This window comes from Enterococcus rivorum, assembly GCF_001742285.1.
Classification (GTDB): Bacteria; Bacillota; Bacilli; order Lactobacillales; family Enterococcaceae; genus Enterococcus_L; species Enterococcus_L rivorum.
In genome coordinates, this window is sequence record NZ_MIEK01000010.1 from 21,645 (window position 1) to 48,532 (window position 26,888).

Here is a 26,888-nt window from a genome sequence, read left to right on the forward strand (position 1 = left end):
TGGTAGAATCTTTTTTATGGAAAAAAATCAATTAATATCTACTGAATAGACCACAAACCGTGCACGTTTAGTTCGTTTTAAGTATTTTTCAATTTATATAATTATACAGATTCTTTTTATTTTCTTATCCGTTAACTGAGCTTGCCGCTCTGTTTCTTTGCTAGCTGATTTTAAGTAGGAGTCATTTTTTATCATTTAGTACTTATTCAGTAGGCATTAATTCAATCAGATTACTTACTAATAAAATAACACTACTCTATTTTTCGATAATGATCTAAAGTCATTGCTGAAATATTTTGCATGTGAGAATGAATGTCTTTTAATAGTAATTGTGAGATTTCTGCTAAGCGCTCATATTCTTCTGTGGATAGAGTGTGCTCCTTTTGCTTTTGGATTAAGCCTTGTTTTGTTTGTAAAACATAGGGATTATCGCTGAATAACAGGCTAATTTCAATTGCTTTATAAATACCATGAAGTTCTTTAAAAATATCTAACGGAATGAATTTTAGATAAATTGCATAAAAATCAGTAATCTCACTGCGCATGTAGTTTCCAATTTCAGTAGAGAGTTCTAATACGGATAAATAAGGTGTTTCTTCTCCAAAGGTCTGTAGCTGATATTTTTTGATTGGGGGGCGGAGATGTTCGTTCAATAGAGTATTTTCCCAAAAGCTTGGAGAAAGAATGGTCTCTCGGTCTTCATAAAGTCTTTGAAACGCTTCATCCACATCAGAGTAAGGTGTCGTATAAAAATTTTCTAATAGACAATACTTGATTGTCCAAATAAGCTGTAGCTGATCTTCTTTAGCAATTGAAAAATAATCAGTATCTTCTCTTATTTCCTCCATTTCTTCTTCACGTTTACGTAAAAAATTTTCCAGAAAAAAAACTGTTGCATAAACCTCTACTGGTGCAAAAGCCATACCAGAAAATAAATTTAAGACAATTTCTCTAGAAGATTCTCCCAGCATTAAGAGAACAAAGTTAGAGAAGGCAAAGAGGAGCAGTAAAAATAAGATGAAGATAAAATGTTGTTTGTCTTTTTTCAAAAAAATCAACTCCAATCATATAGAATCAAACCAATGTTATTAAATTAAGTGTAACATGATTTTCAAATTCATTTAATTAAAAAGGAAAAGCTTCTTTGAGGGATGAAAATTGTTTTTTTGATTAAATTTTTCTAATAAACAAGATAAATGGAAGCTTTCTCTTGAATTACATTAAAAAACGGTTGAAGTTTGATGAAAATTTTGATAAAATCCATTCAAGGTTCTAGTTTTGAAAAAATATTTCTTATTATGAAAAGGGAGGATTCAAGATGAAAAAGTTAGGCTACAAATTGGTATTACTGGCTAGTCTGTTTGCGTTATTAACAGCTTGCGGATCAAGCTCAGGGAAGAAATCAACCGACAGTTCCAATAAAGAGGCTTCAGGTGGAGAATTAAAAATTGCCTTATCATCAAGTATTGCTAGTTTAGATCCAATCTCTTATACAGCGTTGTATGAATCAAATGTTATGAGAAGTATCCTTGACACATTGGTTACCTATGATAAAGAATTGAAAGAAATAGTTCCTTCTTTAGCAGAGAAATGGGAAATTTCTGATGACTTGAAAACGTACACCTTTAAGTTAAAAGAAGATGTTTATTTCCAAAAAGGAAAATATCAAGAGGGGCGTAAGCTAACGGCTGAGGATGTAAAATATTCTCTAGAACGCTCGTTGAATGATTCGGCAATGAATCGCTTAAGAAATGTGAAAGAAATCACAGTAGTGAATGACAATGAGTTGAAGATTGAGTTGGAAACGCCATATGCAGCTTTCCTAGCAATGTTAACAGATATGGGAAATGCGGTTATTCCGAAAGAAGAAGTGGAAGGATGGGGCGACAAATTCGGACAACATCCAGTAGGAACAGGTCCATTTACTTTCAAAGAATGGGTTGCAGATGACTTTGTTAAGCTAGAAAGAAACGATAAATACTGGCAAGAAAAAGCCAAACTCGACTCAGTGAAATATACGTTTATTACAGATAAAAATATGATGGGAAATGCTCTTCAATCAGGGGATATTGATATTGCAACGGATATTAGTGGTCAAAACGTTGAATTGATTGAAAAAAATAAAGATTTAAGTCTGGAAAAAACAGACGGCCTATCGATTGGTTATCTATCTTTTAATGTAAAAGAAGGTCCAACGAAAGAATTTAAAGTTCGACAAGCGATGAGCTTAGCGCTAGATAAAGAAGAGTTAACTAAAGGTATTTATAAATATGATGAAGCAAAACCTGCATATTTACCATTACCACGTACTTCTTGGGGATATAGTGAAAAAGTAGCAGACGAAGTAAAAGAAGCGAATAAACAAGATATTGATAAAGCCAAAAAATTGCTAGAAGAAGCTGGTTATAAAGATGGTTTTGCTATTGAATTGTATACTTCAGAAGCAAGAGTTCCTGTAGCAACAATTGTTCAAGCGCAAATGGAGAAAATTGGTGTGAAAATTGACATCAAGGCAGTAGAATGGGGCACATTTAGTGAGACTGTTTCTAGTGGAAAAGCACCTTTGTATATTATGGGATGGAGTTGGTATCCAGACCCAGACTTCTTCTTATACCAAATGTTTGATACGAAACAAATTGGGGCTTTAGGAAACGGTGGCGGCTACAGCAATCCTGAAGTGGATAAATTATTGTTAGAAGCGACAAGCACAACAACAGATCAAGAAAAACGGGCAGAAATTTATGAGAAAGCCTTAAAATTAATTACAGATGATGTGCCGCATTTAGATCTATATGACCAAGATATTATTGTGGGATTAAGTAATAAAGTCCAAGGATATCATGTTCGTGCAGATGGAACAATTGTTTTAGTAAGTGGCGATACAAATGTAAGTTTATCAGAATAAAAACAGAACAGTAGTAGTTATATATCGGAAGCGGGCTGAGATGAAACGAGAGAGGTTTCGCTCAGCCCTTATCTTTAATAAAGAGGTGAATAATTTTGTTAAAATACACAGCAAAACGATTGGTTGACTTGATTCCTACTTTGTTTTTAGTAACGGTTATTGTCTTTTTAGTTACCCGAATGATTCCAGGAGATCCAGCCAGTACGATGCTAGGACCACAAGCAAGTGTCGAAGAAATAAATAAGCTAAGAGAACAGCTAGGGTTGAATGAGCCAAAATTACAACAATTCATTCAATATTTACAAGACTTACTACATTTTGATTTAGGTTATTCCTTAGCTTACAAAAGACCCGTAGTAGAACTTATTATGGAAAGGTTTCCTAATACCATTATTTTAACGTTGTTTTCACTAGTTGTATCATTAGTGGTTGGAATGTCAGCAGGAATTATTTCAGCAGTAAAAAAAGGAACTTTTTTGGATTATTCATTTACATTCATTTCGCTAGTTGGTGTATCTGTTCCAGTCTTCTGGTTAGGAATTATGCTGGTGCTATTGTTCAGTGTCAATTTAGGCTGGTTTCCTTCGACAGGAATCGGAAATATTGATGACGGACTTTGGGCGTATATGAAACACCTGATTCTTCCAGGAATTACTTTAGCTACGATCCCGATGGCGACCTTCTCGAGAATTACACGTTCCAGTATGTTAGATGTCTTGGAACAAAACTATATTAAAACAGCTAAAGCGAAAGGTGTTAGTTCCTTCATTGTGATTACAAAACATGCGTTGAAAAATGCGATGACTCCAATTTTAACGGTAATGGGCATGCAAGTATCATCAATGCTTGGAGGCGCGGTTTTGACAGAGACGATTTATAGCTGGCCGGGAATGGGACGTTTAATTGTGGATGCCATCAATAAAAGAGATTTCGTGGTGGTTCAGGGAACCGTTCTATTTTTAGCTGTTTTGTTTGTATTAATTAATTTAGGTGTAGATTTACTGTATAAAGTAGTCAACCCAAAAGTTACCTTAGGAAAGGCGGTCAAATAATATGGAAGTAACCGCAAAAACACCTAGTTTAAGCAAGGTATTTCTAAAAAAATTATTTCGAAACAAACTCGCTACAGTGGGATTAGTTTTAGTTAGTATCATGGTTTTGTTAGCTATATTGGCTCCAGTCTTAGCCCAGTACAAACCAAACGAAATGGCAATGAATTCAACCTTGTTGAAGCCGGGACAAGAAGGACATCTCTTAGGAACGGATAACTATGGTCGAGACTTGTTTAGTCGAATTGTCTACGGTGCAAGAATTTCACTAATTGTAGGAATTGGGGCAGTCGCTGTCGGGGCAGCTATTGGTATTTTCTTAGGCTTGATTGCTGGTTATTTTGGTGGCTTGTTGGATTCTGTTATTATGCGTTTCATGGATGCTTTGGCAGCTTTTCCTTTCATTTTATTGGCAATTACGTTGATGACCGTTTTAGGAACTGGGTTGGTAAATGTAATTATCGCTGTAGGAATCGGTAATATTCCCGGTTTCGCTAGAATGATTCGAGGGCAAGTATTAGGTGTCAAAGAAGAATTGTTTATTGAAGTGACGGAATCGCTGGGTGCTAGTAAATGGCGAATCTTATTTAGACATGTGTTACCTAATTGTTTAACGCCAATTATTGTTTATGCAACCATGAGTGTTGCAGGGGCGATTATTTCAGAAGCAGCATTAAGCTTTTTAGGATTAGGTATTCAACCACCAACTGCTTCATGGGGCAATATTCTAAAAGAAGGAAAAGACTTTCTTGTGATTGCGCCGCATATTGCCGTGTTCTCAGGATTAGCAATCTTACTCTCTGTTTTAGGGTTGAATCTCTTTGGTGATGGCTTAAGAGATGCGTTAGATCCAAAAACGAAAATTTAGTCCAAGGAGGAAAAAAATGAGTGAAAAGAATCAACCACTGCTTTCTGTAGAGCATCTATCTGTTGAATTTATCAGTGATAAGAAGAAATTGCGTTCTGTTGATGATGTTAGCTTTTCTATAAAAAGAGGCGAGACACTGGGAATTGTTGGGGAATCCGGATCAGGAAAAAGCGTGACTGTTACCTCCATTTTAAAACTATTGCCTGGAAATGCACAAATTCCAGAAGGACAAATCGTTTATAAAGATCAAGCGATACTTCCGTTATCTGAAAAAGCAATGCGGAAGATTCGAGGAAATGAGATTTCTATGATTTTCCAAGATCCAATGACAAGTTTAAATCCTGTGTTTACTGTAGAGAACCAACTAGTCGAAGCGATTCGACTACACCAAGCGGTATCTAAAAAAGAAGCGCGCCAAGAAGCGATTAAATTATTAGGATTAGTAGGCATTAAGGAACCTGAAAAGCGGATCAAACTGTATCCTCACGAGTTCTCAGGAGGAATGCGTCAACGGGTCATGATAGCAATGGCAATCTCGTCGACTCCTTCGCTAATCATTGCAGATGAGCCAACGACTGCATTAGACGTTACCGTTCAAAAACAAATCATTGATTTATTAAAAGATTTGCAAGAAAGAATGGATACAAGCATTATTTTTATAACTCATGATTTAGAAGTTGTGGCAGATATTGCGGACAAAATTATGATTATGTATGCTGGACAAGTAGTAGAAAGTGGGCCATCAACTGTTATTTTTAACAATCCACTCCATCCCTATACGAGATTGTTAATCAATGCGATTCCTAAAGCCAATAAGCAAGCGGGACGTCTACCGACAATTGAAGGGAATGTTCCTAATTTATCTGATATTCCTAAAGATGCTTGTCGTTTTGCGGATCGAATTCCTTGGATTCCAGCCAGTGCTCATGAAAAAAGTCCACAGTTGAGAGAAGTAGAACCAGAGCATTTTGTCCGTTGTAGCTGTTACCAGCATTTTGAATTTAAGGAAAAGGTTGATTTTAAGGATTAAGGAGGGAAGTTGAGATGGAAGAAACAATCTTGTTGGAAACGAAAGAATTGAAAAAAGAATATACTCTGAAAGCGAAAACACTCTTCAATAAAGAACCCGAAGTACTAGCTGCTGTAAATGGCGTTTCACTACAGGTAAACACAGGAGAAACATTAGGGATTGTCGGCGAATCAGGCTGTGGAAAGTCGACTTTTGCTCGCTTAATCACACGTTTGATTACACCGACTTCTGGAAAAGTTATTTTTCAAGGGAAAGAATTAACCACTATTAAAAGTGAAGAAATTAGAGAAGTTCGTAAAGACATTCAGATGATTTTTCAAGATCCGTATGCCTCGTTAGATCCAAGAAAAAGAGTTTTACAATTATTAGTGGAGCCATTAGAAATCCACAATGTTGGAACGAAAGCAGAACGAAAAGAAATGGCTTTAGACATGCTAGAAAAAGTTGGGCTTCAAAAAGGTTATGCTAATCGCTTTCCTCATGAATTTTCTGGGGGACAATGCCAGCGAATCAACATTGCTAGAGCATTGATGCTAAAACCAAAATTAATTATTTGTGATGAACCTGTATCTGCTTTAGATGTTTCTATTCAAGCCCAAGTTTTGAATTTACTATTAGATTTACAAGAACAGTTTAACTTAACGTATGTATTTATTTCACATGATTTGAACGTTGTCCGCTATTTTTGCGATCGAATTGCTGTCATGTACATGGGGCAAGTGGTGGAGTATGCTGATGCCGAAACAGTTTACAATCAACCACAACATGAGTATACGAAAAAACTATTAGGCGCGATTCCAACTAGAATTGAAAAAGCAGAGGAGGAATAACATGTTTGATAAGGAAAAATTGAGTGTTTTAGTTAGAGAGAATCAAGAAGAACTAATTACACTTTGTTCAAAATTATTGCAAATTCCTAGTGAAAACCCAGAAGGTGATACCACTGAAATTACAGCCTTCATTGAGAAGTATTTAAATGAGAATGGGATCGAAACCGAAATTTTTGAGCCAGATCCGAAGCGGTTTAACATCATCGCTAAAATTGGGAATCCTAACGGAAAAAAACTAATTTATTGTGGTCATTCTGACACTGTTCCAGTAGGAGATTTGGATAAATGGGATTTTTCTCCTTTTTCTGGGGAAATAAAAGATGGTTATCTTTTAGGTCGGGGAGCTAGTGACATGAAAGCGGGGTTAGCCGGCTTGATTTTCTCTTTAGTTCTTTTAAAACGGCATGATGTTGCTTTAGATGGACAATTGATTTTAGCAGTAGTGCCAGATGAGGAAAGCGGTGGAGACTACGGGGTTCCTTGGTTGTTGGAGAATAAAGTGATTACTGGAGAGGGTTGTTTAATTGCTGAACCTTCTAGTGAATTAAACCCAACAATCGGACAAAAAGGGTCTTGCTGGTTCAAACTTACGGTTAATGGGGTACCTGGACATGGCAGTCTAGCTCCTTTTGTGGGAACCAATGCAATTGTTGATGCTATCAGAGCCATTGAAAAAATCCGTACGGTGACAGATTTACCGATTCAGCCACCAAAAGAGTTAGAAAAATTATTGGCGGTTTCTAATCAATACTTGATTGAGAATGAACGCTCTGAAACGAAGGGTGTTTTTGAAAAAATTACCTGTAATGTTGGTACGATCAATGGAGGCACAAGTTCCAATGTGGTTGCAGACAAATGTGTTGTACAAGTTGATTGCCGTCTCCCTTTTGGAACAACCTATGATGAAACAATGGCATATATCAAAAAAGAGTTGGATCAACTAGAAATCGACTACACAATTGAGAGTTTTGGGTTTAAGAGTTCAGCAAATTACACTCCTGCTGAAGATCCTATCTGCCAAGCAGTTGTTGAAAATATTACCTACACGCTAGAAAAACCAGCATACGGGGTTCTGCAATGGGCTTGCAGTGATGCGCGTCATTTTAGAGAATTTGATATCCCTGTATTACAATATGGACCAGCTGAGTTAGAGACGATTCATGGGTTTAATGAGAAAGTAAAAGTTCATCAAGTAGTGACTTGTGCCAATGTTTATGTGTTAGCTGCTGTTGATTTTTTGAATAGACGAGGGTAAAGAATATGAGTAAAGTAACAATTAATGATCTTTTTGACTTAAAAACAATCGCAACACCGGTTTATCATCCAGACGGGAACCAATTTTTGTATGTCGTAAACCAAATAAATCAAACTGAAAATAATTATTATTCTAATATCTATCTTTACAATTGCGAAAAGGGCGAAACAAAAGAAATAATAGCGAATCAATCGCTGAATACCCATCCGTTATGGAATAGAGCAGGTACAGCATTTCTATTTTTGTCTAATAAAACAGGGAAAAACCAAGTGTATTTATACACTTTTCTCACAAAGACGGTCAAACAACTTACGGAGGTTTCAGAAGGTGTGCAGCAGGTTCTTTGGCATACAGACGATCAACACTTTTTCTTTGGTACAAAAAGGACAAACAATAGTGTTTTGAAACATGAAGTAAAAGAGCATCCAAATGTGTTTATTACAGAATCAATTAACTACCTTGAAAATGGAAAAGGTTTAGTCAGTTCTGATGGGCAAAATGTCATTTGCGTAGGTGCAATTGACAGAGCAGAAGTCAAGATTGTAACAGCTTATCATACCGCATATGGGTTAAAGAATAGCCTTGCTCTTTCGTCAGACGGAAAGTATTTAGTTGTTGAAAAAAAGTTGAATAGTTCAGATGCGTTTAATCAAGATTCTGGCCTTTTTCGAATCGATTTAGAGGATTTTTCAGAGGAAAAGATTACTGACAGTTATTCAACAGGTGCTTTCGGAGAACCGACTTATACTACGAACAATGATTTTATTGGAATGATTGGCTCTACGCTACCCTATCAAACCGTTAATCAATTTGGTGTTTTTGCCTACAATGTGATGGAAAAATCAATGGTCCAGTTAACTGAAAAATTGGATCAACAAGTAAGTGATTTTGCAGTAAGTGATACCAAGGCAACAACCTCTAACCCGCTGTTACAATGGTCGAAAAGACAAAATTGTTTTTACACTCTTGTTTCACTGGAAGGAAGGGTTTCGTTATTTAGCATGACTTTAAATGGAACAATCAAAGAATTAAATTCAAAGAGTCAACATGTCACCGATTTTACATTAAATCCTAAGAAAAATGAACTGTTGGCTTGTGTAAGTACTGCCCAAATTCCTAGCCAATTAATCAAAATCGATTTAGATACTTTACAGCAAGAAGAACTAAAGATAATTGATGAAGTCTATAAAGGGAAAAGTTTCTCTAGCTATAAAAAAATAGAATATCAAGCAGCAGATGGTGGACGCGTACCAGGATTTATTGTCCCACCAACCGATTTTATTACTGGGAAAAAATATCCTTTAGTGGTAAATATTCATGGCGGCCCTTATGCTATGCACGCAGACACTTTCCATCATGAAGTACAACTACTAGCAGCACAAGGTTATTTTGTGTTACTGGTTAATCCAAGAGGTAGTTTTGGGTATGGTCAGCAACATTTAAATGGAGTAGTAGGACGTTATGGGCAAGAAGACTATACAGATATTTTAACCGCTGTTGATGGTGTTATTGAAGCTATTGAAGAAATAGATGTTGGTCGATTATTTGTTACGGGAGGTAGTTATGGTGGCTTCATGGTGAATTGGATTATCTCTCATACGAATCGATTTAAAGCAGCGATTACGCAACGTTCTATGTCTAATTTTGTTAGCATGCTAGGTACAAGTGATATCGGTTACCATTTTTTTGTTGAAGAAAACGATGCTGATATTTTAAATCCAGAAAGGCTGTGGGAAAAATCGCCATTAGCTTATGTAAAAAATGTAGAGACACCGGTTTTAATTATGCAATCAGAGCAAGATTATCGTTGCCCAATGGAACAGGCAGAACAATGGTTTAGAGCATTAAAGTATTTGAAGAAAGAGGCAAGATTTGTTCGTTTTAATCATGCAGATCATGAGTTGTCGAGAAGTGGTTTACCGAATTTACGTCAAGTGCGTTTACAAGAAATGATTGATTGGCTAAAAAAATACGACCAAAACTAATTTGGTCGTTGGGCCCTTTCTTTAAAGAATTGATAGCTATTAAAATTTAAGTTTTTTTCAGATAAAATACATGATATCTGATTTGCTGTCGTTTTAACAAGTTGTCCTAAAGGCTGGATATCCTCTTTGGTTGTTCGATAAGTAGGTTTGCCAACGGTAATCGAGCCAATAATTTCATCGTTTGAGAAGATAGGTGCAGCAATGGCAACAACATCAGGAGTAATCAGCTCTTGACTCACACACCAGCCATCTGTTAGGACTTTATCAATCTGTTTTCTTAGTAATGTTGGAGTTAATTTTACTGATTTGCGAAGGTGATCGAAAGGATCATTCAAAATCATTTCAATCTTTTCTTCATCAAGATGGGCTAAAATTGCCCAATAGGAAGCACCGGAATAGAGTGGCATTGGTTTATTTAGTGAGACAGCAAAACTGACTTTATTTTCTGGTTTATAAGCATCAATCGGTGTCGCCTCTAAATAATCATACTTGACCAAATAAACAGATTCACCCGTTTCTTGCATAAGATTATACAAAAAAGGCTGAATTAATGAAACAATATTGTATTTATCGTAAGAAAGATAGCTGAAGATCGCTAAAGCAGATCCGATTTCATATTGTTTTGTTTCTTCTATTTTGGAAAGGTAATGGTTTTTGGTAAAGGTTTCTAAAATTCGATAAACTGTTACCTGATTTAGACTAAGTGTATCTGCAACTTCTCGGGCAGTCCACAATTGCTTTTCTTTTGTAAAAAGATTTAAAACTAAAAGTGATTGGTTAAGTGTTTTTAACATGTTGTATCCTCCCCTTCTTCCTATAGCAAGAGTAGCGGAATAATAGTTTTCTGTCAATTTTTTTTGATGATAGAAAAGCATAAAAGAAATGAGTATGAATTGTTGGTATTATAAAATAAAAAAAAGGTGGTAAATTAATATGGCGTTAAAGCAAGTGATGGAAGTGATGGACGTAATGGATTCTGCAACTGTAAATGGTCAGAAGATCAAAGCTCTTTTTACTGATTATGATGTAGAGATCAACGTTACTAAAGTTGAAGGAGAAAAAGGTTTTACAGAATTTGTTGAGTTTTTAATTCCTGGAACATCAGGAAAAAGTGTTGGAGGAACAGCAAAAACACTAGGAATTATTGGAAGATTAGGTGGTATAGGTGCACGACCTTCTAGAGTAGGGCTTGTATCAGATGCGGATGGAGCAATTGCAGCAGTAGCTTCTGCGCTTAAATTGTGCGATATGAAGAAAAAAGGGGATCATTTAGAGGGAGATGTGATTGTAACTACACATATTTGTCCAGATGCACCAACTGAACCCCATGAGCCAGTTGATTTTATGGGTTCACCTGTCGATATATTGACTATGAATCGTTACGAAGTGCGTCCAGAAATGGAGGCGATTCTGTCAATTGACACGACGAAGGGCAATAATATTATCAACCATAAAGGAATTGCAATTTCTCCGCCAGTCAAAGAAGGATACATTTTAAAAGTGAGCGTTGATTTAGTTAGAATTATGGAAATGACTACGGGTGCTTTGGTGAAAACATTCCCAATTACAATGCAAGATATTACACCTTATGGCAATGGTGTCTATCATATCAATTCGATTTTACAGCCTGCTGTGGCGACCAATGCCCCAGTGGTGGGTGTAGCAATTACCGCCGAAAGTGCTGTTCCTGGTTGTGGAACAGGAGCCAGTCATGAAATAGATATTGCGCAAGCAGTAAGGTATGCAATTGAAGTAGCTAAAGAGTTTTCTAAAGGAACTTGTGCGTTTTTTGATGAAAAAGAGTTTAAACTTTTACAATCTCTTTATGGCGATTTTAAGGTTTTACAAACATTAGGAAAACAATAGCATGAAAAAGAACATAGGTATTATTACAATAGGACAATCACCTAGAACAGACATTTTGCCTATTATTCATGAATATATTGACCCAAAAGTGATTTATCATGTGGGCGTTTTAGATGGATTAAGTTCAGAAAAAATTGAGTCTTTGGCACCTGAAGTTGACGAAAAACAGATGCTGACCTCTTTGCTGAAAAACGGTCATTCTGTACTGCTTTCACAACAAAAAATTCTTCCTTTGTTGAAAAAAAAAATTATTGAAGCAGAAGAGCAAGGCTGTAAATTTATTTGGTTACTTTGTACGGGTTCTTTTCCAGAGTTAAAAACAGAAAAAAGTTTTTTGATTGAACCAGATCAAGTGATTTCTGAGCTATTGAAAGTGTTTAACCAAGGCGAGTTCAAGTTGGGCGTATTGCTTCCAAAAATGGAGCAACAAATATATGTTGCGCCAAAGTACCAAGGGATTAGAGCGGTAGTTTATACGAACTTATCTCCATACGAATTACACACACAGGACAAATTAAATGCCACTATTGATTTTTTTAGAAAAGAACAGTGTGATTTAATTATATTGGATTGTATGGGCTATCAACCTAAACTAAAAAAATTACTACAAGAAGCAACACAAACCAAAGTGATTTTACCCAATCAACTAATTAGTTCTATGCTTGCTAGTGATCAATAGAGAGTGAAGAAATAGTTATCATCGCGGATATTCGTCTCCTGACTTTTGGCTACCGTCTATTGAGACATTGAGTCCGAGATAAAGCGGTTCTTTAGTTTTGAGCCTGACACATTCATCTCTTAGCAAAAAAATTGGATCACTCGAAAATCAAAAGTTGCCATGTGGGTGAAATAAGAGATTGAGACTAATTTAGTCTCAACCTCTATTAATTCGTTCCTATTTTTCATTGTATCTTTTTTTCGATACTTGTTCATAAAATTCATTACGCAGAGATTTTCTAGTTCGATATAATAGTTTTTTTCTGGGTCGAGAATAGCCAAAATGGTTTTTAATCTTTCTGCCTCATCTTTATTTAAGTTAATGATATCATAATTTCCTTTTTTGGTTTTATAGCCCAAAGCATAAGAATTGCCTAGTTTAATATCCTGATCATACAATTTTCCTACTGCGATAAAATCCATTGTTGATAATGAAAAAGTCGTTTGTGTTTTTTCTTCAAGCCAGTCAATGATTGAAAAAAAGCTTAGTTGAGTTTTTGTTAGTAAGCCTATTTTGTAATTAAGCCCAAAGAATAAATCAAGATAATTTTTTGATTTTTCATTGGTGACAGCATGATTAATTAAGCTGTACCGCCCTGGTAAAATAACTAATTTCTGTGTCGCAAACCAAATGATATCAGCAGATGATCGGGAGTGCAGTAATGGCAAGCAGATTTCATTGGAAATAAAATGAATCTGCTCCTGTAGTGGTTCCTTATTGTTACAAATTTTGGCTATAAGGCTTTCAGTTAAATGCTCTTCAGTATAGATTGGCAACAGTTTAATCTTCTCCTTTTGTAACTCAAGTAAATAGTCAATTGATAGATTGTAGATTATAGACAATTGTTTTAAGCTATCTAAATCAGGAAGACTTTTATCTAATTCCCATTTTGACAGTGTTTGCCGGGAAATATTCAATTGTTTTGCGACATCTGCTTGAGAAAGATTTTTTTGAATCCGAATCGTTTTTAATTGGGTTCCAATGTTTGTTGCCATCATATACTGACCTCTCTTTCTTGTAAACGATATTCAACGCATAAATTTGTTGCAAGGAAAATTTAACTGGCAACGCTATGTTGCATGTTTGTATACTTTAGCTAGATTGGGATTTTCTCGTAGTCTTTAAACACATCATAATTAAAAAGGTTTTCTTATTTTAGCTTTTTTTGAATCATTTTATACGCTTGTTTTGTTAATTCACTTTCTTTATTCGTGTAATAGATGAGAGTATCGTTTGTTTTGATTTGCAAAACAGGAGTAGCTTTTGTGAAAACTAGTAAATAAGCCGGTTCATTATTGATCTTAAATTCACCAGTCAAGTAGTTGTCTAAGGCTGTTCCAAATACTCTTAGACGATTTTCGGGAACAGAATCAACTAGTTTTACTGATTCAATGTCATCCCAAAGAATTTTTTTAGTGCTTGTTAAAGGAGCCGCTAGCGTAATACCTTTATCAGTTGTTGTTAATTGAAATGGGTCTGTTGAAAAATCGCTAATTAGCATTGGAATTGTTGCAACAGTTAGAGCGGCCAAGACAATAAGACCAGTAATGCCTAAAGCAATTTTTCCTGCTGGACGACCCAGATTAATTGAGAGGTTCATCCCAACTCTGTCAGGAATCATGATGCGTTTATCATTCGGGTTAATATAGATACCGTAACGCCAATATTGATCATCATCACTATAACGATATTCTTTTGCTTGGCTAATTAGCTGATCTTGTTTTTTCCGCATATCAAATAGGTAATAGAACGTAAAGCCGATAAAAAGAATAATAAGAGTTAAATATATTAATGAAATTAGAACCGCTTTTTCATAAGGGAGAGCAATCGAAATCGCTGGTAAAAAAGCAATCGGACTCAATACAACTGTTGAAATTACAAGATAAAGAGACCAATGACGACGCATCGTATCATTGACTTGCTGGTTAATTTTTTCATCACTAGTTAGCGGTTTGACAGGCAACCGTGCAATAAGGTAATAAGAAAGAACAAATAGTCCCGTGATGAAGATAGTTAGTAGTATAAATAAGACGCTAATAAAAGAAAAACCTAAAATAAGAATAGAGTAAACACAGCCTCCCAGAGTGATAAAAAAACTTGGCAGGAACCACCAAAAGGTGAGTAGCTTGTTATTTTTATTTAAAACTAATTTGGTATCCACTAAGATTGGACTAGTTGGCAATAACCAGCCATTAGCAATTTTTAGAGCAGTCATTTTGTGAATGTAAACAATTTGTAAGTAGTAATTTGTACCAATAAATCCAAAAAGAACAAGGAAAAAGAAAATCATTATTATTGAATCTAGAGGAATAAAAAGAATTGGTAGGGTTATCACCGAAAAAATGGTGGCTACTTGCAATAATCTCTTTTTATAAGTCTGACTGATTTGTAAAACTTGGGGATGATTTAATTTATCTCCAGGTAAGGTTGTTTCTAAAAGTACATTTTTATGAGGATTTGCTGGGATTCTCCCGACTAAAGCCATCAATAAGTAAACACTAATAAGAGTTAATAACAAGATAAAATTCATAATAAACACGTCCTTTAGCGAATGAATTGTTGATAAATAGTTGCCATCGTTTGTTGTATCTCTTCTTGAGACAGCTGATGAATAGCTGCTTCAGCAAGTAACAATGTTAAACTTTCTTCAAATCGTTTATTAAATGATTCGTTGGGTGGATGAAATTCTGCAACTTTGGTGCCGTTTCGACGATCTGTAACAATGTAACCTTCGTTTTTAAGAGCAGTATAAGCTTTTGAAACAGTCATCATATTTACACCTATCTCATCGGCCATCTGTCGAACTGAGGGAAGAATTTCCCCTGATTGAATCTTACCTTGAGCAAATCCAATAATCAGTTGGTTACAGATTTGTTGATAGATAGGAACGTCGCTTTGAGGATTGATTTCAAGTAACATAGCATAAACCTCCATTTGTTTTTGTATTAATGAGTATAATACAAAGTCGAGAATAAATCAATTGTTTGAAACAGTTGAGAGAAACATAGAAGAGGAATATAATGGGAAAGATAAGTAAATCTGGAAGGATGAAAAAAATGTCAGTAATTGAATCAAAAGTAACAAAGAAGTTTCATGATGCGTTTTTAAATAATAAAAAACAAACTGTGATTCAAAGAAGTGTCATAAAAAATGGAATTAGCGCATCTGCTGAAAATCAAGAGGCTCAAATCAATAATGTGCCTGTATTTTCAATTGATCTTGCAACTGGAAAAGTGTCTAATCAAAAGCAGAGCGGTCGTTGTTGGATGTTTGCAGCACTAAATACTTTTAGACACAAAATGATTGATAGCTTTCAGTTAAAAGATTTTGAATTGTCACAAAACTACACTTTTTTCTGGGATAAATATGAAAAATCGAACTATTTTTATGAAAATATTATTGCTACAGCGAATCAATCGTTAGATAGTCGCAAGGTAGCTTTCTTATTGGCGACGCCACAACAAGATGGTGGCCAATGGGACATGATTGTTTCGATTTTCCAAAAATATGGAGTAGTACCAAAAACAGCTATGCCGGAAAGCAGTAACAGCTCAAACTCAAGGGATTTAAATACTTATTTAAATAAGAAATTACGTAAGGATGCGTCTATTTTACGTGAGCTGATTGCTTCTGGTAAGACGATGATGGAGATTCAGGCAGTAAAAGAAAAAATGTTGGAAGAGATTTATCGTTTCTTGGCAACCTCTTTAGGAACACCGCCAACTACCTTTGATTTTGAATACCGTGATGAACAAAAAAATTATCACTTAGATCAAGGACTTACGCCACAATCATTTTATGATAAATATGTTGGTGTTGACTTGAATGAGTATATTAGTGTGATTAATGCACCAACAGCTGATAAACCATACAACAAAACCTACACAGTAGAAATGCTTGGGAATGTTGTTGGTGGAAAAGAAGTCAAGTATCTTAATGTTGATATGGATCAGTTTAAAAAATTAGCAGTAGCTCAGCTAGAGCAAGGAGAATCTATTTGGTTTGGTTGCGATGTCGGGCAATCTTCAACCCGAACAACAGGCATTATGTCTCTAGATGCATATGAAATGAACGATTTATTCGATATAGATTTTACTACAACAAAAGCAGAACGATTAGATTATGGGGAAAGCTTAATGACTCATGCTATGGTTTTAACAGGGGTTGACGTAGTGGAAGGAAAATCAACAAAATGGAAAGTTGAAAATAGTTGGGGCGAAAAAGTTGGTAATCAAGGATTTTTCGTGATGAGTGATGCTTGGATGGATGAGTATACTTACCAAATCGTGATTCGCAAGGAACTTCTATCACAAGAAATGCAAAAAGTGTGGGAAGAAACACCGACTGTTTTAGCACCTTGGGACCCAATGGGTGCACTAGCCTAATTCAAAAATGAATAATCTTTATTGACTTTTAAAGGATTCGTGCTAAAATAAACAGAAATAAAATAAAACTTTAATAGTTGTCGCCGGACGACTATTTGTAAAAAGTGTTAATCAACAATTCTTAGGCCTTAGTTGGAATTGTTGATTGGCACTTTTTGTTTGTTTGAGGAGGAGATTGGCATGAGTAAAGATTGGTTAAAATTATTTTTAGGAGCATTTTTTGAAGTATTATGGGTAATAGGCATGAAGTACAGTGAGACATGGTGGGAAATAGCTTTAACGGTTATCTTAATTGTGATTAGCTTTTATGCCTTGATTCGTGCGGGTGAAACGTTGCCCGTAGGAACAGCGTATGCCGTTTTTGTTGGGCTAGGAACGGCTGGAACTGTGGTGTCAGGAATTTTATTTTTTGGTGAACCTTTTAAAATTTTAAAAATTATATTGATTTTGACCTTACTGATAGGTGTAATGGGATTGAAATTGTTAACAGATAAGAAAGGAGCAGAAGAATAATGAGTTGGTTCTTTTTAATGATTGCAGGAATTTTTGAAATGTTAGGGGTGGCATCGATTAGTCGCTTTAATGAGAGAAGAGATATAAGTTCATTTTTGATGCTCCTATCGACATTTGGTGGAAGTTTTCTGTTCCTGTATTTAGCGATGCAAGTTTTACCGATGGGTATTTCTTATGCTATTTGGACAGGAATTGGTGCAGCAGGAGGAGCAATTATTGGAATGGTTCGTTATGGTGAATCCAAAAATTGGCGGAGGATTTTCTGTATTGTGCTTATTTTAGGTTCAGTCATTGGGTTGAAATTGATTGGTTAAGCAAAAGTTACAGAGCAAAAGCATAGCTGCTTTTGCTCTGTAACGTTCGGTGTAGCATTTTTCCAAACTAAAATAAACAGAGTATTTCAAGCAGCTATGTTTTTCTTTAATTCAATATTTGTTGATATCTTTTAGCAAATTCGTTGTTGTATGGTTTACCTGTAACATCCTTACCAACATCCCAGTTTGCGGACCAGGTCATTAGGCCTTTAATTGGATTTCCATCTTTTTTCAATTGGTTTAATGCATCATAAACAGATTGAGGATCTTTTACATATCCGCTGCCACCAGCATCATTATTAGCAGGTAAACCAATGACAAGTTTGTCATTTGGAATTTGTAAATAGCTTCTAGTCCCATGAATTAATGAATCTGCCATGTAGTATAAAAACTCATATTTTAGCGAATCATTATTTTGAGAAATCCATTTGCTGATTTCATCTACCCAAACCCCATCACCGCCTTGATTATAGAACTGAGGAGCAATGTAATCATAATATCCTGCTAAAGAAGCGATATATTTTTCATAAGCACCTCCTGGTTTTAAATAAGGAAATTCTGGTGCCATTGCAATAATAAAGTTTTTTCCTTGTGCTTTATAGTGATTTTTTACAGTTTTTAAAGCTGCGGGTATAACTGTTTGGTTTGCACCAGCTGTAATAGCAGATTGTTCTAAATCAATATCTAACCCGTCAAAACCATAAGTCTCTACTTGACGAATAATTTCATTTGCTAAAGCTTGTTCATCGCCTGCTTGCAACTGAATATGAGCATCAGCCCCACCTAAAGAAAGAACAACAGCTCTGCCTTGACTATTTAATTGAGAAACTTCAGAGCGGAATTCTGCATCTGTTTGATTATAAGGTGAGAAAGTCGGGATTCGCTGTCCGTTACTCTTCATAAAAGCTACTGAAACGACATTATAAGCTGAATTGACATCCTTTAACGGAATATTTGCAGATGCCCCTTGTTTATAGCCATCTCGACCACTAGAGGCCCAGTTATGCCAGTAACCAACTAATACTTTTTTTGAGCTAACATCAATCATGTCATTTGCGAAATCTGTTGCTTCAACAGGCATAGACGCAAACAACCCACTAAGGGCTATTCCTGAAACTATAACAAAACTTGGTAGAATCTTTTTTAACTTCATTGTTAAGTTCTCCTCTTTCTGTTTATCATATTATTTTGGTTAGTATCGATACAATTTGGAATATAACACGGAAGTTTATATATTTCAAATAATTTGAATAGATATAAATGTATGGAATCAAGTCAAAGCATTTTAGGAAAAATAGTATGCTAGAGTTTATTTTCCTCTTAATTGGAATTAAGCTATGTTATACTTTACTAGTAGCAACGTATAGAAGAACAAGAAAATTGTAACGAATAGGGGAATCAGCATGGGGAAAAGATATACAACATCTTATGAAATAGCCTACTATGATTGCGATATTAATGGGACAATGACGATGCCTTCCATGTTGGCAGTTGTAATCAGAGCATCGGAAGAACAAAGTGATGGGTTAGATCGAGGAGCAGCATTCGTCTCTTCTTTTGGTTTAGGCTGGGTGATTACAAACTATGAAATTCATATTAAGCGTTTGCCTAAAGTAGGAGAGAAAGTTGATATCACGACGGAAGCGATTGCTTATAATAAATATTTTTGTTATCGTCATTTTTGGATTCACGATCAAGAGGGAAATGAGTGTGTTTTAATCAAATCAACGTTTGTTTTGATCGACAAAAAGAATCGGAAAATGAGCAGTGTTCTTCCTGAAATTATCGAACCTTATGCATCTGAGAAAATTACCAAAATTTATCGTGGTGAAAAAATAGAAAAAGTGGGGTCTGGAACCTTTTTACCTTATCGAGTGCGTTTCTTCGATATTGATGGGAACCAGCATGTCAATAACTCAATTTATTTTAATTGGTTATTAGATGTTTTAGGCTATGATTTCTTAACACACCATGAGCCAACCTTTATTAATATCAAATTTGATAAAGAAGTAGAGTATGGACAGGAAATAGAAAGTCACTATGAAGTAAAAGAACAAGAGAACGAAAAGAAAACACTTCACGAAATTCAAATTGCTGGGCAAACTTATTGTGAAGCTAATATGAAGTGGCGAAAAAGAAAATAAAAAACGAGGTTGTGACATGCTAATGTCACAGCCCCGTTTGATTTTAAGGGTTTTTAGGAGATGAAAGAAATTTTTCTAAAGGAATATATCCATGCTTTTCTTCGCTATTTTTTAAGTTTTTCAATTGGAAGCCGAGTTTTAAATAGAAATCTTTTGCCGTTTTTGAAGCAGGAACTTCAATGCGAAGCGAGCGAGTATAAAAAGAATCTTTTTCTAACTGTTTCATCAAAGCAGAGCCGACTCCTTTGCCATGAAATTCTGGCAGAACGAACAAACTTAAAATAATACTTTCGTTCATAGAGCCCCAGAAAGGACAAATCGTTCCAGTTCCAATAATTTGGTGGTCAGATTCCGCAATATAGGTATGAGCAAAAGTGGCTTGTTCTGTCATTTTTTCAGGAGTATATTCTGCTACTAATTTCTCTATTTGGGCAGGTGGATAATCTTTACTATTAATTTCGATAAAATTTCTAGCCAGTAAGTCTGCAACAGCTTTTCCATCACTAGGGTGGAAAAGTCGAATGATGTAATCCATTTGAATCGGCTCCTTCATTGATTATTCCCATAAACTAGGTGCTGCTGTTACGCTAATGGTTTCTTTGCTGAAAGGATGAACAAGATGTAGTTCAATTGCATGAAGCATTAATCTTCCTTTCGCCGTTGGATTATAAAGAGGGTCTCCAACTATAGGGTAACCTTCACTAGCAAGGTGAACACGAATTTGATGGGTTCGTCCTGTCTCTAAAATACAATAGACATAAGTCTGGTTATTCACTTTTGAAGCGACTTGGACATGTGTAATAGCAATAGCACCATTTTTATTATCGATAAGTCGTTTTCTACGATCGTGGCGATCGCGTCCCATTTTTTTATTGATGGTCCAATTTTCTTTAGAGATCGATCCTGCAACAACTGCTTGGTAACGACGATAAATTTGTTTTTTCTCCAACATTCTTCCTAAAATAGGCAAGACAAATGGATTTTTGGCAAATAAAATAGCACCGCTGGTTTCTTTATCTAAACGATGAACTACATAAGGGATTTGGTCTTTAGCTGCTAGATAGGCAGCTAAATGATTCAGTAAAGTGTCGGCTTCATCTGGTTGATTCGGATGTGTTTTCATTCCAGCTGGTTTGTTCAAAATAATCAACTGCTGATCTTCAAATAGAACATTCACTTTTTTTGGATTTCCTAATAGTAAATGAGGCTTAGGATAGTCGCTATCTTCAAAAATTAAAGTGACGACATCTTTTGCGTTGACTTGAAAATGAAACAAAGCGGGTTCATCGTTGACTAAAACATTTTTTCGAGTACGCAAAAAGTGCCTGACCTTTCTGGGGACAAGCCATTCTGCTTCTAGAAGTTCTCGGACAGTTTTTGTTTGAAAATCTTTTGGTAGTGTTATCGTTAATTCCATTTATTTTCCACCTTTTAATAGGGAGTAAAAGTTTTTTAGATTATATGTGAGTACTTGGATTCTACCATAATTTTCAGACACATCCTAGTGTAAATCAATAGTAGGGAATGTTTTGTGGTAAAAAGGAAAATGATTCAATTTTGGAAAAATTTCTATAAAAAAATACCCACCTCTGGGAGGAGGTGGGAAAGGAGTTAAAAATGAAAAAGTTTTTGTTAGGGTTGTTTGTTGGTATAGTTATATAATACAAGCAAATTGTGAATAATTTGTGGTTAAACTACTTTAAAATTCACAAGAAAGTTTGAAGAAAATGTACTTTTTTCTGAAAAACCTAAAATCTTCACTTTCTTGAAAAAATCTTAAGTTTTTTTACATAAAATAAAAAGAATGCTATGCTAAAATATACTGAACAAGTCATTTCTCTGAAAATCATGCTAAGGTTGGATAGAATCAAAAATGAAGTATGGTAAAATGACAAAGTAAAACTTTTTGCATCATAATAATAGTTAATTAATAGAATACATACATAAAAGAAATCAGTCAGTATCTGATTCTTTCTAAAGAGGGAGTATTATGGATATAAAAACATTTTTTGGAAAAATTTTAGCTGGGTTGAAACGTTTTTGGACGTGGATTAAACCATATCTTTCAAGTTTTCATCAATGGCGAAAACGAGTTTGGAAAAAATACCAAATCAATAAAATTATTCTTTTGTTAGGGCTGGTTGTAGTTCTAATTACAAGCATTTATTTGTTTTATCTAGCTAAATCAGCGAATGTTAAAACGCTAAAATCAGATTTAAGTCAGTCGACAATTGTTTATGATGCAAATAATGATGAGGCAGGGAAACTAGGAAATAAAGGTTTTTTTGTAACGTTAGATAAAATCTCACCTTACATTCAGGATGCGGTTATTTCTACTGAAGATAAACGTTTTTATAACCATCATGGATACGATATTCAAGGGATTGCACGAGCAGTAGTTGGTAAGCTAACTTTTAGAAATGCTGGTGGTGGAAGTACAATTACACAGCAATTAGCAAAAAATGCTCTTTTGACACAAGAACAAACTTTTGACAGAAAAGCGAAAGAATTATTTTTGGCCATTGAAATTGAAAAGAAATACTCAAAAGAAGATATTTTAGCGATGTATTTAAATAATTCTTACTTCGGAAACGGGGTTTGGGGTGTGGAGGATGCCGCACACAAATATTTTGGGGTTAGTGCAGCAGAAGTGACACCAGGACAAGCGGCAACTATAGCGGGAATGCTAAAGGGACCAGGAATCTATAATCCAATTGATTATATCGAAAATGCGACTAATCGTCGAAATACGGTTTTACAGTTAATGGTTAATAATGGCAAACTGTCACAAGGGGAAGCAGATGCTGAAGCGAATATTGCTTTAGCTGGGCAGTTACAAGATAATTATTCTGATGCCAATACTGACTATCGCTATCCCTCATATTTTGATGCAGTTATTGACGAAGCGGTCAATCGTTATGGGCTTAAAGAATCAGACTTACTAAATAAAGGATTTAAAATTTATACGTCTTTAGATCAAAATTATCAATTAGCCATGGAAGAGACGTATCGAAATGATTCACTATTTCCACCCAATGCAGCAGATGGAGTAAAAGTTCAAAGTGGTTCTGTTGCTTTAGATCCTAAAACGGGTGGTGTCAAAGCGATTGTTGGAAGTCGTGGAGATCATGTTTTTAGAGGCTTCAACTACGCTACTCAAACAAAACGGTCGCCGGGCTCTTCAATAAAACCAATTTCAGTATATACACCAGCACTAGAGTCGGGATATAAACCTAGCAGTATTTTACAAGATGTTCCACAAGATGATTATTATCCTGCCAAAAATTATAGTGGAACAAACAGAGGCGAAGTTCCTATGTATGAAGCTTTGGGAGAAAGTCTGAATCTACCAGCGATTTGGTTAACACGACAAATGGGTGTAGACAAAGGATTTGAGAAAACACAAAAATTTGGGATTCCTTTAGTGAAAGAGGATCGTTATCCAGGTTTAGCTTTAGGTGGATTAAGGACGGGTGTTTCGCCATTAACTATGGCGGCAGCTTATGCGCCTTTCGCAAATGAGGGGAAGCAGCCAGAGACACATATCATTACGAAAATTGTTGACTCAACTGGGGCTGTTCGAGAAGATAAAACAGAAGTTAAATCCAAGCAAATCATTACCAAAGGAGTTTCCGAAGAAATTACTAGTATGCTTTTAGGTGTATTTAGTAATGGAACAGGAGCAAATGCGAATCCTTATGGGTATGTAATGGCTGGAAAAACTGGAACAACTGAAACCGATTTTGACCCAAGTAAAACGAATGATCAATGGGTTGTTGGCTATACGCCAGATGTGGTTATTTCAACTTGGTTAGGTTATGAACAAACAGATGAAAATCACTATCTTGAAGGAAGTAGTGCTACTTATGCCTCCAATATTTTTAATAGTCAAGCAAGTGGCATCATGCCTCACACAAAACAAACCCCATTTACAGTAGCGGATGCTTATGCAACGGGTGGCGAGATGGTTGCGGCTGGTCAAGGACAACAGGAACCAAATAGTGACTGGAAAGACAATGTTCAAGATATTGGTGGTAAAGTTAAAGAAGGTGCGCAAGACATTGGCGGAAAGCTGAAAGAAGGCGCTGATGATATTGGTGGTAAAATTAAAGAGGGCTGGGATGCTACAAAAGAGGGCTTAAAAAACTTTTTTGGTGGACTGAACGGACAATAATTGATAGGAAAAGGAATCAAAGAATGTTACAATATAGTAGAAAAAAGTAGAAATGAGGGATTAGATTGAGTAATATTTATGACACAGCCAATCAAGTTGAACGTGAAATTCGTGAATTAGCAGAATTTAAAGCTTTACAAGCAGCCTATGACGAAGTAAAAGCAGAAGAAGAATCATACAAATTATTTAAAGAGTTTCAAGGATTCCAACAAAGCTTGCAAGAAAAACAAATGCGTGGCGAAGAATTTTCAGATGAAGATGCTGAAAAAGCGCAAGCATTAGCAGTGCAAGTACAACAAGCAGAAGTAATTAATAAATTAATGGAAAAAGAACAAGCGTTTAGCTTAATCATTAATGATTTAAATCGAATCATTATGACTCCAATTCGTGATTTGTATAACGATTAAAATAAGTTAATTAAAGGGTATGGGATAAAGCTTAATTAGTTTTAGCCTGTACCTTTTAAAATTGAATTTAGGAGTAATAGCGTGGGAAATATAGATATATTTGAGGCGATGGCAACAAAATATGATTCACTTGAAAGAATAGAAATGTCAAAAATAATAGCAAATGAAATTCGTAACCACATTGTTTCTGGCAAGGAAAAAATAGCAATTGACTATGGCTGTGGTACTGGACTTGTTGGATTAGAGTTATATAATGAGTTCCATTCACTGCTTTTTGTTGATGCCGCAAAAAACATGATTACATTGGTTCAACAAAAAATTAAAAATAATCAGATAAAGAACGCAACAGCTCTGTGTTTAGATCTTGAATCTTCTATGGTTCCTAATTTTAGTGGGGACTATCTACTTTTAGTACAGGTATTGCTACATGTACAAGATATCGAACCTTTTCTTAGAAATTTATATGAGCATTTAAACAATAATGGACAGATACTAATTGTTGATTTTAACTATACAGAATCGATTATTTCTGATAAAGTTCATAATGGTTTCAAGCAAGAGAATTTGATGGAAATTATGGAGGAAATCGGCTTTGCAGAGATAAAAGTCAAAACTTTTTATCATGGTAAGAATAATTTTATGAATCAAGATGCCTCATTGTTTCTCTTAGATGCCAAGAAGATTGTTAAGAATTAGCAACGCAAGAAAAGATAAAAAGGATAGGCGTTGAAGACGGACAATTAAAATTTTTTATAAAATTAACAATTTCTAGCCCTGTCGTATCTATTCTTAAGTACAATGAGAATATAAAGAGGGGATAGCTTATGAAAAAAAGAGCAGTTTTAATTATTCATGGTTTTGGTGGAGATGAGCATGAAATTCTATATTTACATAATTACTTAGAACAAAATCAAGTGGACTCTTTCTGGATACGTTTAACAGGTCATGGAGAAAACAAAGAAAGTTTTTCAAAAGCGACTTATCAAGACTGGTTAAATGATGTGGAATCTAAAATAAAAAAGCTCCAGAAGGACTATGAAAATATTACTTGTATTGGTTTTTCGATGGGCGGTCTTTTAACGATTCAATTGTCAGAGCACTACTTGATTGACCAAGTTGTTTTGTGTAATACACCAATCTATCTTTACAATATTTCTGTTATTACTTCTGACCTTGTTCAAGCGATTTTTGCTAAGCATCAAGAAAAGCGAGCTTATTATTTTGGCTCAGTAAGAGAAACTTCATTTAAAGCGTGTTTTCAGTTTCTTACTTTATTGTTTTCAACGAAGAAAAAATTGAAAATAGGAATCAAAGATGACTTGAAAGATAATATTCTTATTCTACAAAATAAACGGGATGAAACGACTTATTATAAAAGTGCAACCTATATTGCAAAACTTTGTGATTTTAGAGTTTCGTTAAACCTTTATAATGGTGGAACGCATCAACTTTTTTTAAGTGAAAATAAAGAGAATGCTGCTAAAGACATTTTAAAATTCATTACAGCTTAGTTATGAATAATTTATCGCGTGGTAAAAAATAAATAACCAATTAGATGGAAGCGTTTAGGCAAAAGAAAGATTGCCTAGAGGCTTTCTTTTTAACTTTAGACTTTCTGTATAGCTTTAACAAGATATGTAGAACAGATTCTTTAGCATTAAAGAAGAATTAATCAGTTATAAACGCCTATTTTTATAATCATAGCAAATGGTCAAAGAAAGTAACCTCCTAAATTTGACAGTTAGAAACAAAAAAATCTCCAAACTTCCTTTAATTAGTGATATAGTAATAAGTAAAAGGAAAAGAATTGGAGAATTAAACGGTTATGATTGGAATTTATGATTATACAGTCATACTAACTTATGGAAATGCGGTATTTTCAATTATTGGTATGTATTATGCGCTTCATCAAAATATTTTAGCAGGTATTATTTGTCTAATATTTTCAGGGATTTGTGATATGTTTGACGGATTTGTGGCAAGTTTTAAAAAACGAAGTAAAAGTGAGGTTTGTTATGGTATACAAATTGACTCTTTGGCTGATTTAATTAGTTTCGGTGTATTTCCAACAGTGTTAGCATATGCTGCTGGCTTAACCCAAGGAATTTATTTACCTTTATTTGTTTTTTACATTTTGGCTGCGTTAATTCGTTTAGCTTATTTCAATGTGACTGAGATGGAACGAAGAGATTCTCAGAATAAAAAGCGAGAGTATTATGAAGGATTACCTGTAACTAGTAGTGCAGCTCTTATTCCGTTACTATTCTTTTTATGCGGAAGGTTTCAGTTCTCGTTCCCGTTTCTATACCCTTTTGCTTTACTAATTATAGGAACGCTATTTATCTCAAAAGTGAAAATCAAGAAATTGGAGCCAAGAAAATTAGCTGCGGGTCTATTTATAGGAACGATTATTGCTATTTTTATGCGCTAAGTGAAACTAAAGGA

The 26,888-nt window shown here is 35.0% G+C and carries 26 protein-coding genes; 18 read left to right on the forward strand and 8 right to left on the reverse strand.

Annotated elements, in window-relative coordinates; genetic code table 11:
* Positions 1-251: 251 nt before the first annotated feature.
* Positions 252-1,049, reverse strand: a complete 798-nt coding sequence (locus tag BCR26_RS04475) for a hypothetical protein (RefSeq protein ID WP_069697780.1) — start codon at positions 1,047-1,049, stop codon at positions 252-254.
* A gap of 269 nt (positions 1,050-1,318) precedes the next feature.
* Between BCR26_RS04475 and BCR26_RS04480 the strand changes: the two genes are divergently transcribed.
* From BCR26_RS04480 to BCR26_RS04510, 7 genes are all read left to right on the forward strand, one after another.
* Positions 1,319-2,905, forward strand: a complete 1,587-nt coding sequence (locus tag BCR26_RS04480) for an ABC transporter substrate-binding protein (protein WP_069697781.1) — start codon at positions 1,319-1,321, stop codon at positions 2,903-2,905.
* A gap of 95 nt (positions 2,906-3,000) precedes the next feature.
* The gene (locus BCR26_RS04485; protein ID WP_069697782.1) at positions 3,001-3,957 is read left to right on the forward strand and encodes an ABC transporter permease; all 957 of its coding nucleotides are present in this window, start codon (positions 3,001-3,003) and stop codon (positions 3,955-3,957) included.
* 1 nt (position 3,958) lies between these two features.
* On the forward strand, positions 3,959-4,822 hold the full coding sequence (locus BCR26_RS04490; RefSeq protein WP_069697783.1) for an ABC transporter permease: 864 nt from the start codon (positions 3,959-3,961) through the stop codon (positions 4,820-4,822).
* Between the two features lie 16 nt (positions 4,823-4,838).
* Positions 4,839-5,852 (forward strand): ABC transporter ATP-binding protein, encoded by a 1,014-nt coding sequence (locus BCR26_RS04495; RefSeq protein WP_069697784.1) that lies wholly within the window; start codon positions 4,839-4,841, stop codon positions 5,850-5,852.
* Between the two features lie 14 nt (positions 5,853-5,866).
* Positions 5,867-6,682, forward strand: coding sequence for an ABC transporter ATP-binding protein (locus tag BCR26_RS04500; RefSeq protein WP_069697785.1), 816 nt, complete (start codon positions 5,867-5,869; stop codon positions 6,680-6,682).
* A 1-nt stretch (position 6,683) separates the two neighbouring features.
* Complete coding sequence (locus tag BCR26_RS04505) at positions 6,684-7,937, forward strand: M20 family metallopeptidase (RefSeq protein ID WP_069697786.1); 1,254 nt, start codon at positions 6,684-6,686, stop codon at positions 7,935-7,937.
* Between the two features lie 5 nt (positions 7,938-7,942).
* A complete protein-coding gene (locus BCR26_RS04510) occupies positions 7,943-9,922 on the forward strand; it encodes a S9 family peptidase (RefSeq protein WP_069697787.1) in 1,980 nt (659 codons plus the stop codon).
* Here BCR26_RS04510 and BCR26_RS04515 read toward each other — a convergent pair.
* Positions 9,919-10,716 (reverse strand): IclR family transcriptional regulator, encoded by a 798-nt coding sequence (locus BCR26_RS04515; protein ID WP_069697788.1) that lies wholly within the window; start codon positions 10,714-10,716, stop codon positions 9,919-9,921. The genes BCR26_RS04510 and BCR26_RS04515 overlap by 4 nt on opposite strands.
* A gap of 139 nt (positions 10,717-10,855) precedes the next feature.
* On the opposite strand from BCR26_RS04515, the gene BCR26_RS04520 reads away from it, so the two are divergent.
* Positions 10,856-11,788: a DUF1177 domain-containing protein gene (locus BCR26_RS04520; protein ID WP_069697789.1), complete on the forward strand. Its 933-nt coding sequence runs from the start codon at positions 10,856-10,858 to the stop codon at positions 11,786-11,788.
* A gap of 1 nt (position 11,789) precedes the next feature.
* Positions 11,790-12,467 (forward strand): AroM family protein, encoded by a 678-nt coding sequence (locus BCR26_RS04525; protein ID WP_069697790.1) that lies wholly within the window; start codon positions 11,790-11,792, stop codon positions 12,465-12,467.
* 119 nt (positions 12,468-12,586) lie between these two features.
* Here the strand turns inward: BCR26_RS04525 and BCR26_RS04530 are convergent, their stop codons facing one another.
* The 3 genes from BCR26_RS04530 to BCR26_RS04540 form a co-directional block, all read right to left on the reverse strand.
* Positions 12,587-13,501, reverse strand: a complete 915-nt coding sequence (locus BCR26_RS04530) for a helix-turn-helix domain-containing protein (protein ID WP_209591828.1) — start codon at positions 13,499-13,501, stop codon at positions 12,587-12,589.
* A 155-nt stretch (positions 13,502-13,656) separates the two neighbouring features.
* Positions 13,657-15,036, reverse strand: coding sequence for a PH domain-containing protein (locus BCR26_RS04535; RefSeq protein ID WP_069697792.1), 1,380 nt, complete (start codon positions 15,034-15,036; stop codon positions 13,657-13,659).
* Between the two features lie 14 nt (positions 15,037-15,050).
* Positions 15,051-15,425, reverse strand: coding sequence for a GntR family transcriptional regulator (locus tag BCR26_RS04540; RefSeq protein WP_069697793.1), 375 nt, complete (start codon positions 15,423-15,425; stop codon positions 15,051-15,053).
* 137 nt (positions 15,426-15,562) lie between these two features.
* Here BCR26_RS04540 and BCR26_RS04545 point away from each other — a divergent pair, with 137 nt between their 5' ends.
* The 3 genes from BCR26_RS04545 to BCR26_RS04555 all read left to right on the forward strand — a co-directional run bounded on the left by BCR26_RS04545 (position 15,563) and on the right by BCR26_RS04555 (position 17,718).
* Positions 15,563-16,891, forward strand: coding sequence for a C1 family peptidase (locus BCR26_RS04545; RefSeq protein ID WP_069697826.1), 1,329 nt, complete (start codon positions 15,563-15,565; stop codon positions 16,889-16,891).
* Between the two features lie 180 nt (positions 16,892-17,071).
* Entirely contained in the window at positions 17,072-17,404 is a 333-nt protein-coding gene (locus tag BCR26_RS04550) for a DMT family transporter (protein ID WP_069697794.1), read from the forward strand.
* Complete coding sequence (locus BCR26_RS04555) at positions 17,404-17,718, forward strand: DMT family transporter (RefSeq protein WP_069697795.1); 315 nt, start codon at positions 17,404-17,406, stop codon at positions 17,716-17,718. The genes BCR26_RS04550 and BCR26_RS04555 overlap by 1 nt, the downstream gene beginning before the upstream one ends.
* Positions 17,719-17,824: 106 nt before the next feature.
* Here BCR26_RS04555 and BCR26_RS04560 read toward each other — a convergent pair whose 3' ends face one another.
* Complete coding sequence (locus tag BCR26_RS04560) at positions 17,825-18,799, reverse strand: glycosyl hydrolase family 18 protein (RefSeq protein WP_245341909.1); 975 nt, start codon at positions 18,797-18,799, stop codon at positions 17,825-17,827.
* 322 nt (positions 18,800-19,121) lie between these two features.
* On the opposite strand from BCR26_RS04560, the gene BCR26_RS04565 reads away from it, so the two are divergent.
* Positions 19,122-19,862, forward strand: a complete 741-nt coding sequence (locus BCR26_RS04565; RefSeq protein WP_069697797.1) for an acyl-ACP thioesterase domain-containing protein — start codon at positions 19,122-19,124, stop codon at positions 19,860-19,862.
* A 43-nt stretch (positions 19,863-19,905) separates the two neighbouring features.
* On the opposite strand, the gene BCR26_RS04570 is transcribed toward BCR26_RS04565, so the two are convergent.
* Both BCR26_RS04570 and BCR26_RS04575 read right to left on the reverse strand, forming a co-directional pair.
* Positions 19,906-20,397: a GNAT family N-acetyltransferase gene (locus BCR26_RS04570; RefSeq protein ID WP_069697798.1), complete on the reverse strand. Its 492-nt coding sequence runs from the start codon at positions 20,395-20,397 to the stop codon at positions 19,906-19,908.
* Between the two features lie 21 nt (positions 20,398-20,418).
* Entirely contained in the window at positions 20,419-21,279 is an 861-nt protein-coding gene (locus BCR26_RS04575; RefSeq protein ID WP_069697799.1) for an RluA family pseudouridine synthase, read from the reverse strand.
* A gap of 573 nt (positions 21,280-21,852) precedes the next feature.
* Between BCR26_RS04575 and BCR26_RS04580 the strand changes: the two genes are divergently transcribed.
* From BCR26_RS04580 to BCR26_RS04600, 5 genes are all read left to right on the forward strand, one after another.
* The gene (locus BCR26_RS04580; RefSeq protein WP_069697800.1) at positions 21,853-24,036 is read left to right on the forward strand and encodes a PBP1A family penicillin-binding protein; all 2,184 of its coding nucleotides are present in this window, start codon (positions 21,853-21,855) and stop codon (positions 24,034-24,036) included.
* Between the two features lie 65 nt (positions 24,037-24,101).
* Entirely contained in the window at positions 24,102-24,443 is a 342-nt protein-coding gene (locus BCR26_RS04585; protein WP_069697801.1) for a YlbF/YmcA family competence regulator, read from the forward strand.
* Between the two features lie 81 nt (positions 24,444-24,524).
* A complete protein-coding gene (locus tag BCR26_RS04590; protein WP_069697802.1) occupies positions 24,525-25,139 on the forward strand; it encodes a class I SAM-dependent methyltransferase in 615 nt (204 codons plus the stop codon).
* Positions 25,140-25,267: 128 nt separating this feature from the next.
* Positions 25,268-25,954, forward strand: a complete 687-nt coding sequence (locus BCR26_RS04595) for an alpha/beta hydrolase (protein ID WP_069697803.1) — start codon at positions 25,268-25,270, stop codon at positions 25,952-25,954.
* 314 nt (positions 25,955-26,268) lie between these two features.
* Entirely contained in the window at positions 26,269-26,874 is a 606-nt protein-coding gene (locus BCR26_RS04600) for a CDP-alcohol phosphatidyltransferase family protein (RefSeq protein WP_069697804.1), read from the forward strand.
* The last annotated feature ends 14 nt before the right edge of the window (positions 26,875-26,888 follow it).

Bases quoted from the DNA above. Each gene is read 5' to 3' on its own strand.
- BCR26_RS04480 (WP_069697781.1), top strand. From the start codon at position 1,319: ATGAAAAAGTTAGGCTACAAATTGGTATTACTGGCTAGTCTGTTTGCG.
- BCR26_RS04490 (WP_069697783.1), top strand. From the start codon at position 3,959: ATGGAAGTAACCGCAAAAACACCTAGTTTAAGCAAGGTATTTCTAAAA.
- BCR26_RS04495 (WP_069697784.1), top strand. From the start codon at position 4,839: ATGAGTGAAAAGAATCAACCACTGCTTTCTGTAGAGCATCTATCTGTT.
- BCR26_RS04500 (WP_069697785.1), top strand. From the start codon at position 5,867: ATGGAAGAAACAATCTTGTTGGAAACGAAAGAATTGAAAAAAGAATAT.
- BCR26_RS04505 (WP_069697786.1), top strand. From the start codon at position 6,684: ATGTTTGATAAGGAAAAATTGAGTGTTTTAGTTAGAGAGAATCAAGAA.
- BCR26_RS04510 (WP_069697787.1), top strand. From the start codon at position 7,943: ATGAGTAAAGTAACAATTAATGATCTTTTTGACTTAAAAACAATCGCA.
- BCR26_RS04515 (WP_069697788.1), bottom strand. From the start codon at position 10,716: ATGTTAAAAACACTTAACCAATCACTTTTAGTTTTAAATCTTTTTACA.
- BCR26_RS04520 (WP_069697789.1), top strand. From the start codon at position 10,856: ATGGCGTTAAAGCAAGTGATGGAAGTGATGGACGTAATGGATTCTGCA.
- BCR26_RS04525 (WP_069697790.1), top strand. From the start codon at position 11,790: ATGAAAAAGAACATAGGTATTATTACAATAGGACAATCACCTAGAACA.
- BCR26_RS04530 (WP_209591828.1), bottom strand. From the start codon at position 13,501: ATGGCAACAAACATTGGAACCCAATTAAAAACGATTCGGATTCAAAAA.
- BCR26_RS04535 (WP_069697792.1), bottom strand. From the start codon at position 15,036: ATGAATTTTATCTTGTTATTAACTCTTATTAGTGTTTACTTATTGATG.
- BCR26_RS04540 (WP_069697793.1), bottom strand. From the start codon at position 15,425: ATGTTACTTGAAATCAATCCTCAAAGCGACGTTCCTATCTATCAACAA.
- BCR26_RS04545 (WP_069697826.1), top strand. From the start codon at position 15,563: ATGTCAGTAATTGAATCAAAAGTAACAAAGAAGTTTCATGATGCGTTT.
- BCR26_RS04550 (WP_069697794.1), top strand. From the start codon at position 17,072: ATGAGTAAAGATTGGTTAAAATTATTTTTAGGAGCATTTTTTGAAGTA.
- BCR26_RS04555 (WP_069697795.1), top strand. From the start codon at position 17,404: ATGAGTTGGTTCTTTTTAATGATTGCAGGAATTTTTGAAATGTTAGGG.
- BCR26_RS04560 (WP_245341909.1), bottom strand. From the start codon at position 18,799: ATGCCTGTTGAAGCAACAGATTTCGCAAATGACATGATTGATGTTAGC.
- BCR26_RS04565 (WP_069697797.1), top strand. From the start codon at position 19,122: ATGGGGAAAAGATATACAACATCTTATGAAATAGCCTACTATGATTGC.
- BCR26_RS04570 (WP_069697798.1), bottom strand. From the start codon at position 20,397: ATGGATTACATCATTCGACTTTTCCACCCTAGTGATGGAAAAGCTGTT.
- BCR26_RS04575 (WP_069697799.1), bottom strand. From the start codon at position 21,279: ATGGAATTAACGATAACACTACCAAAAGATTTTCAAACAAAAACTGTC.
- BCR26_RS04580 (WP_069697800.1), top strand. From the start codon at position 21,853: ATGGATATAAAAACATTTTTTGGAAAAATTTTAGCTGGGTTGAAACGT.
- BCR26_RS04595 (WP_069697803.1), top strand. From the start codon at position 25,268: ATGAAAAAAAGAGCAGTTTTAATTATTCATGGTTTTGGTGGAGATGAG.
- BCR26_RS04600 (WP_069697804.1), top strand. From the start codon at position 26,269: ATGATTGGAATTTATGATTATACAGTCATACTAACTTATGGAAATGCG.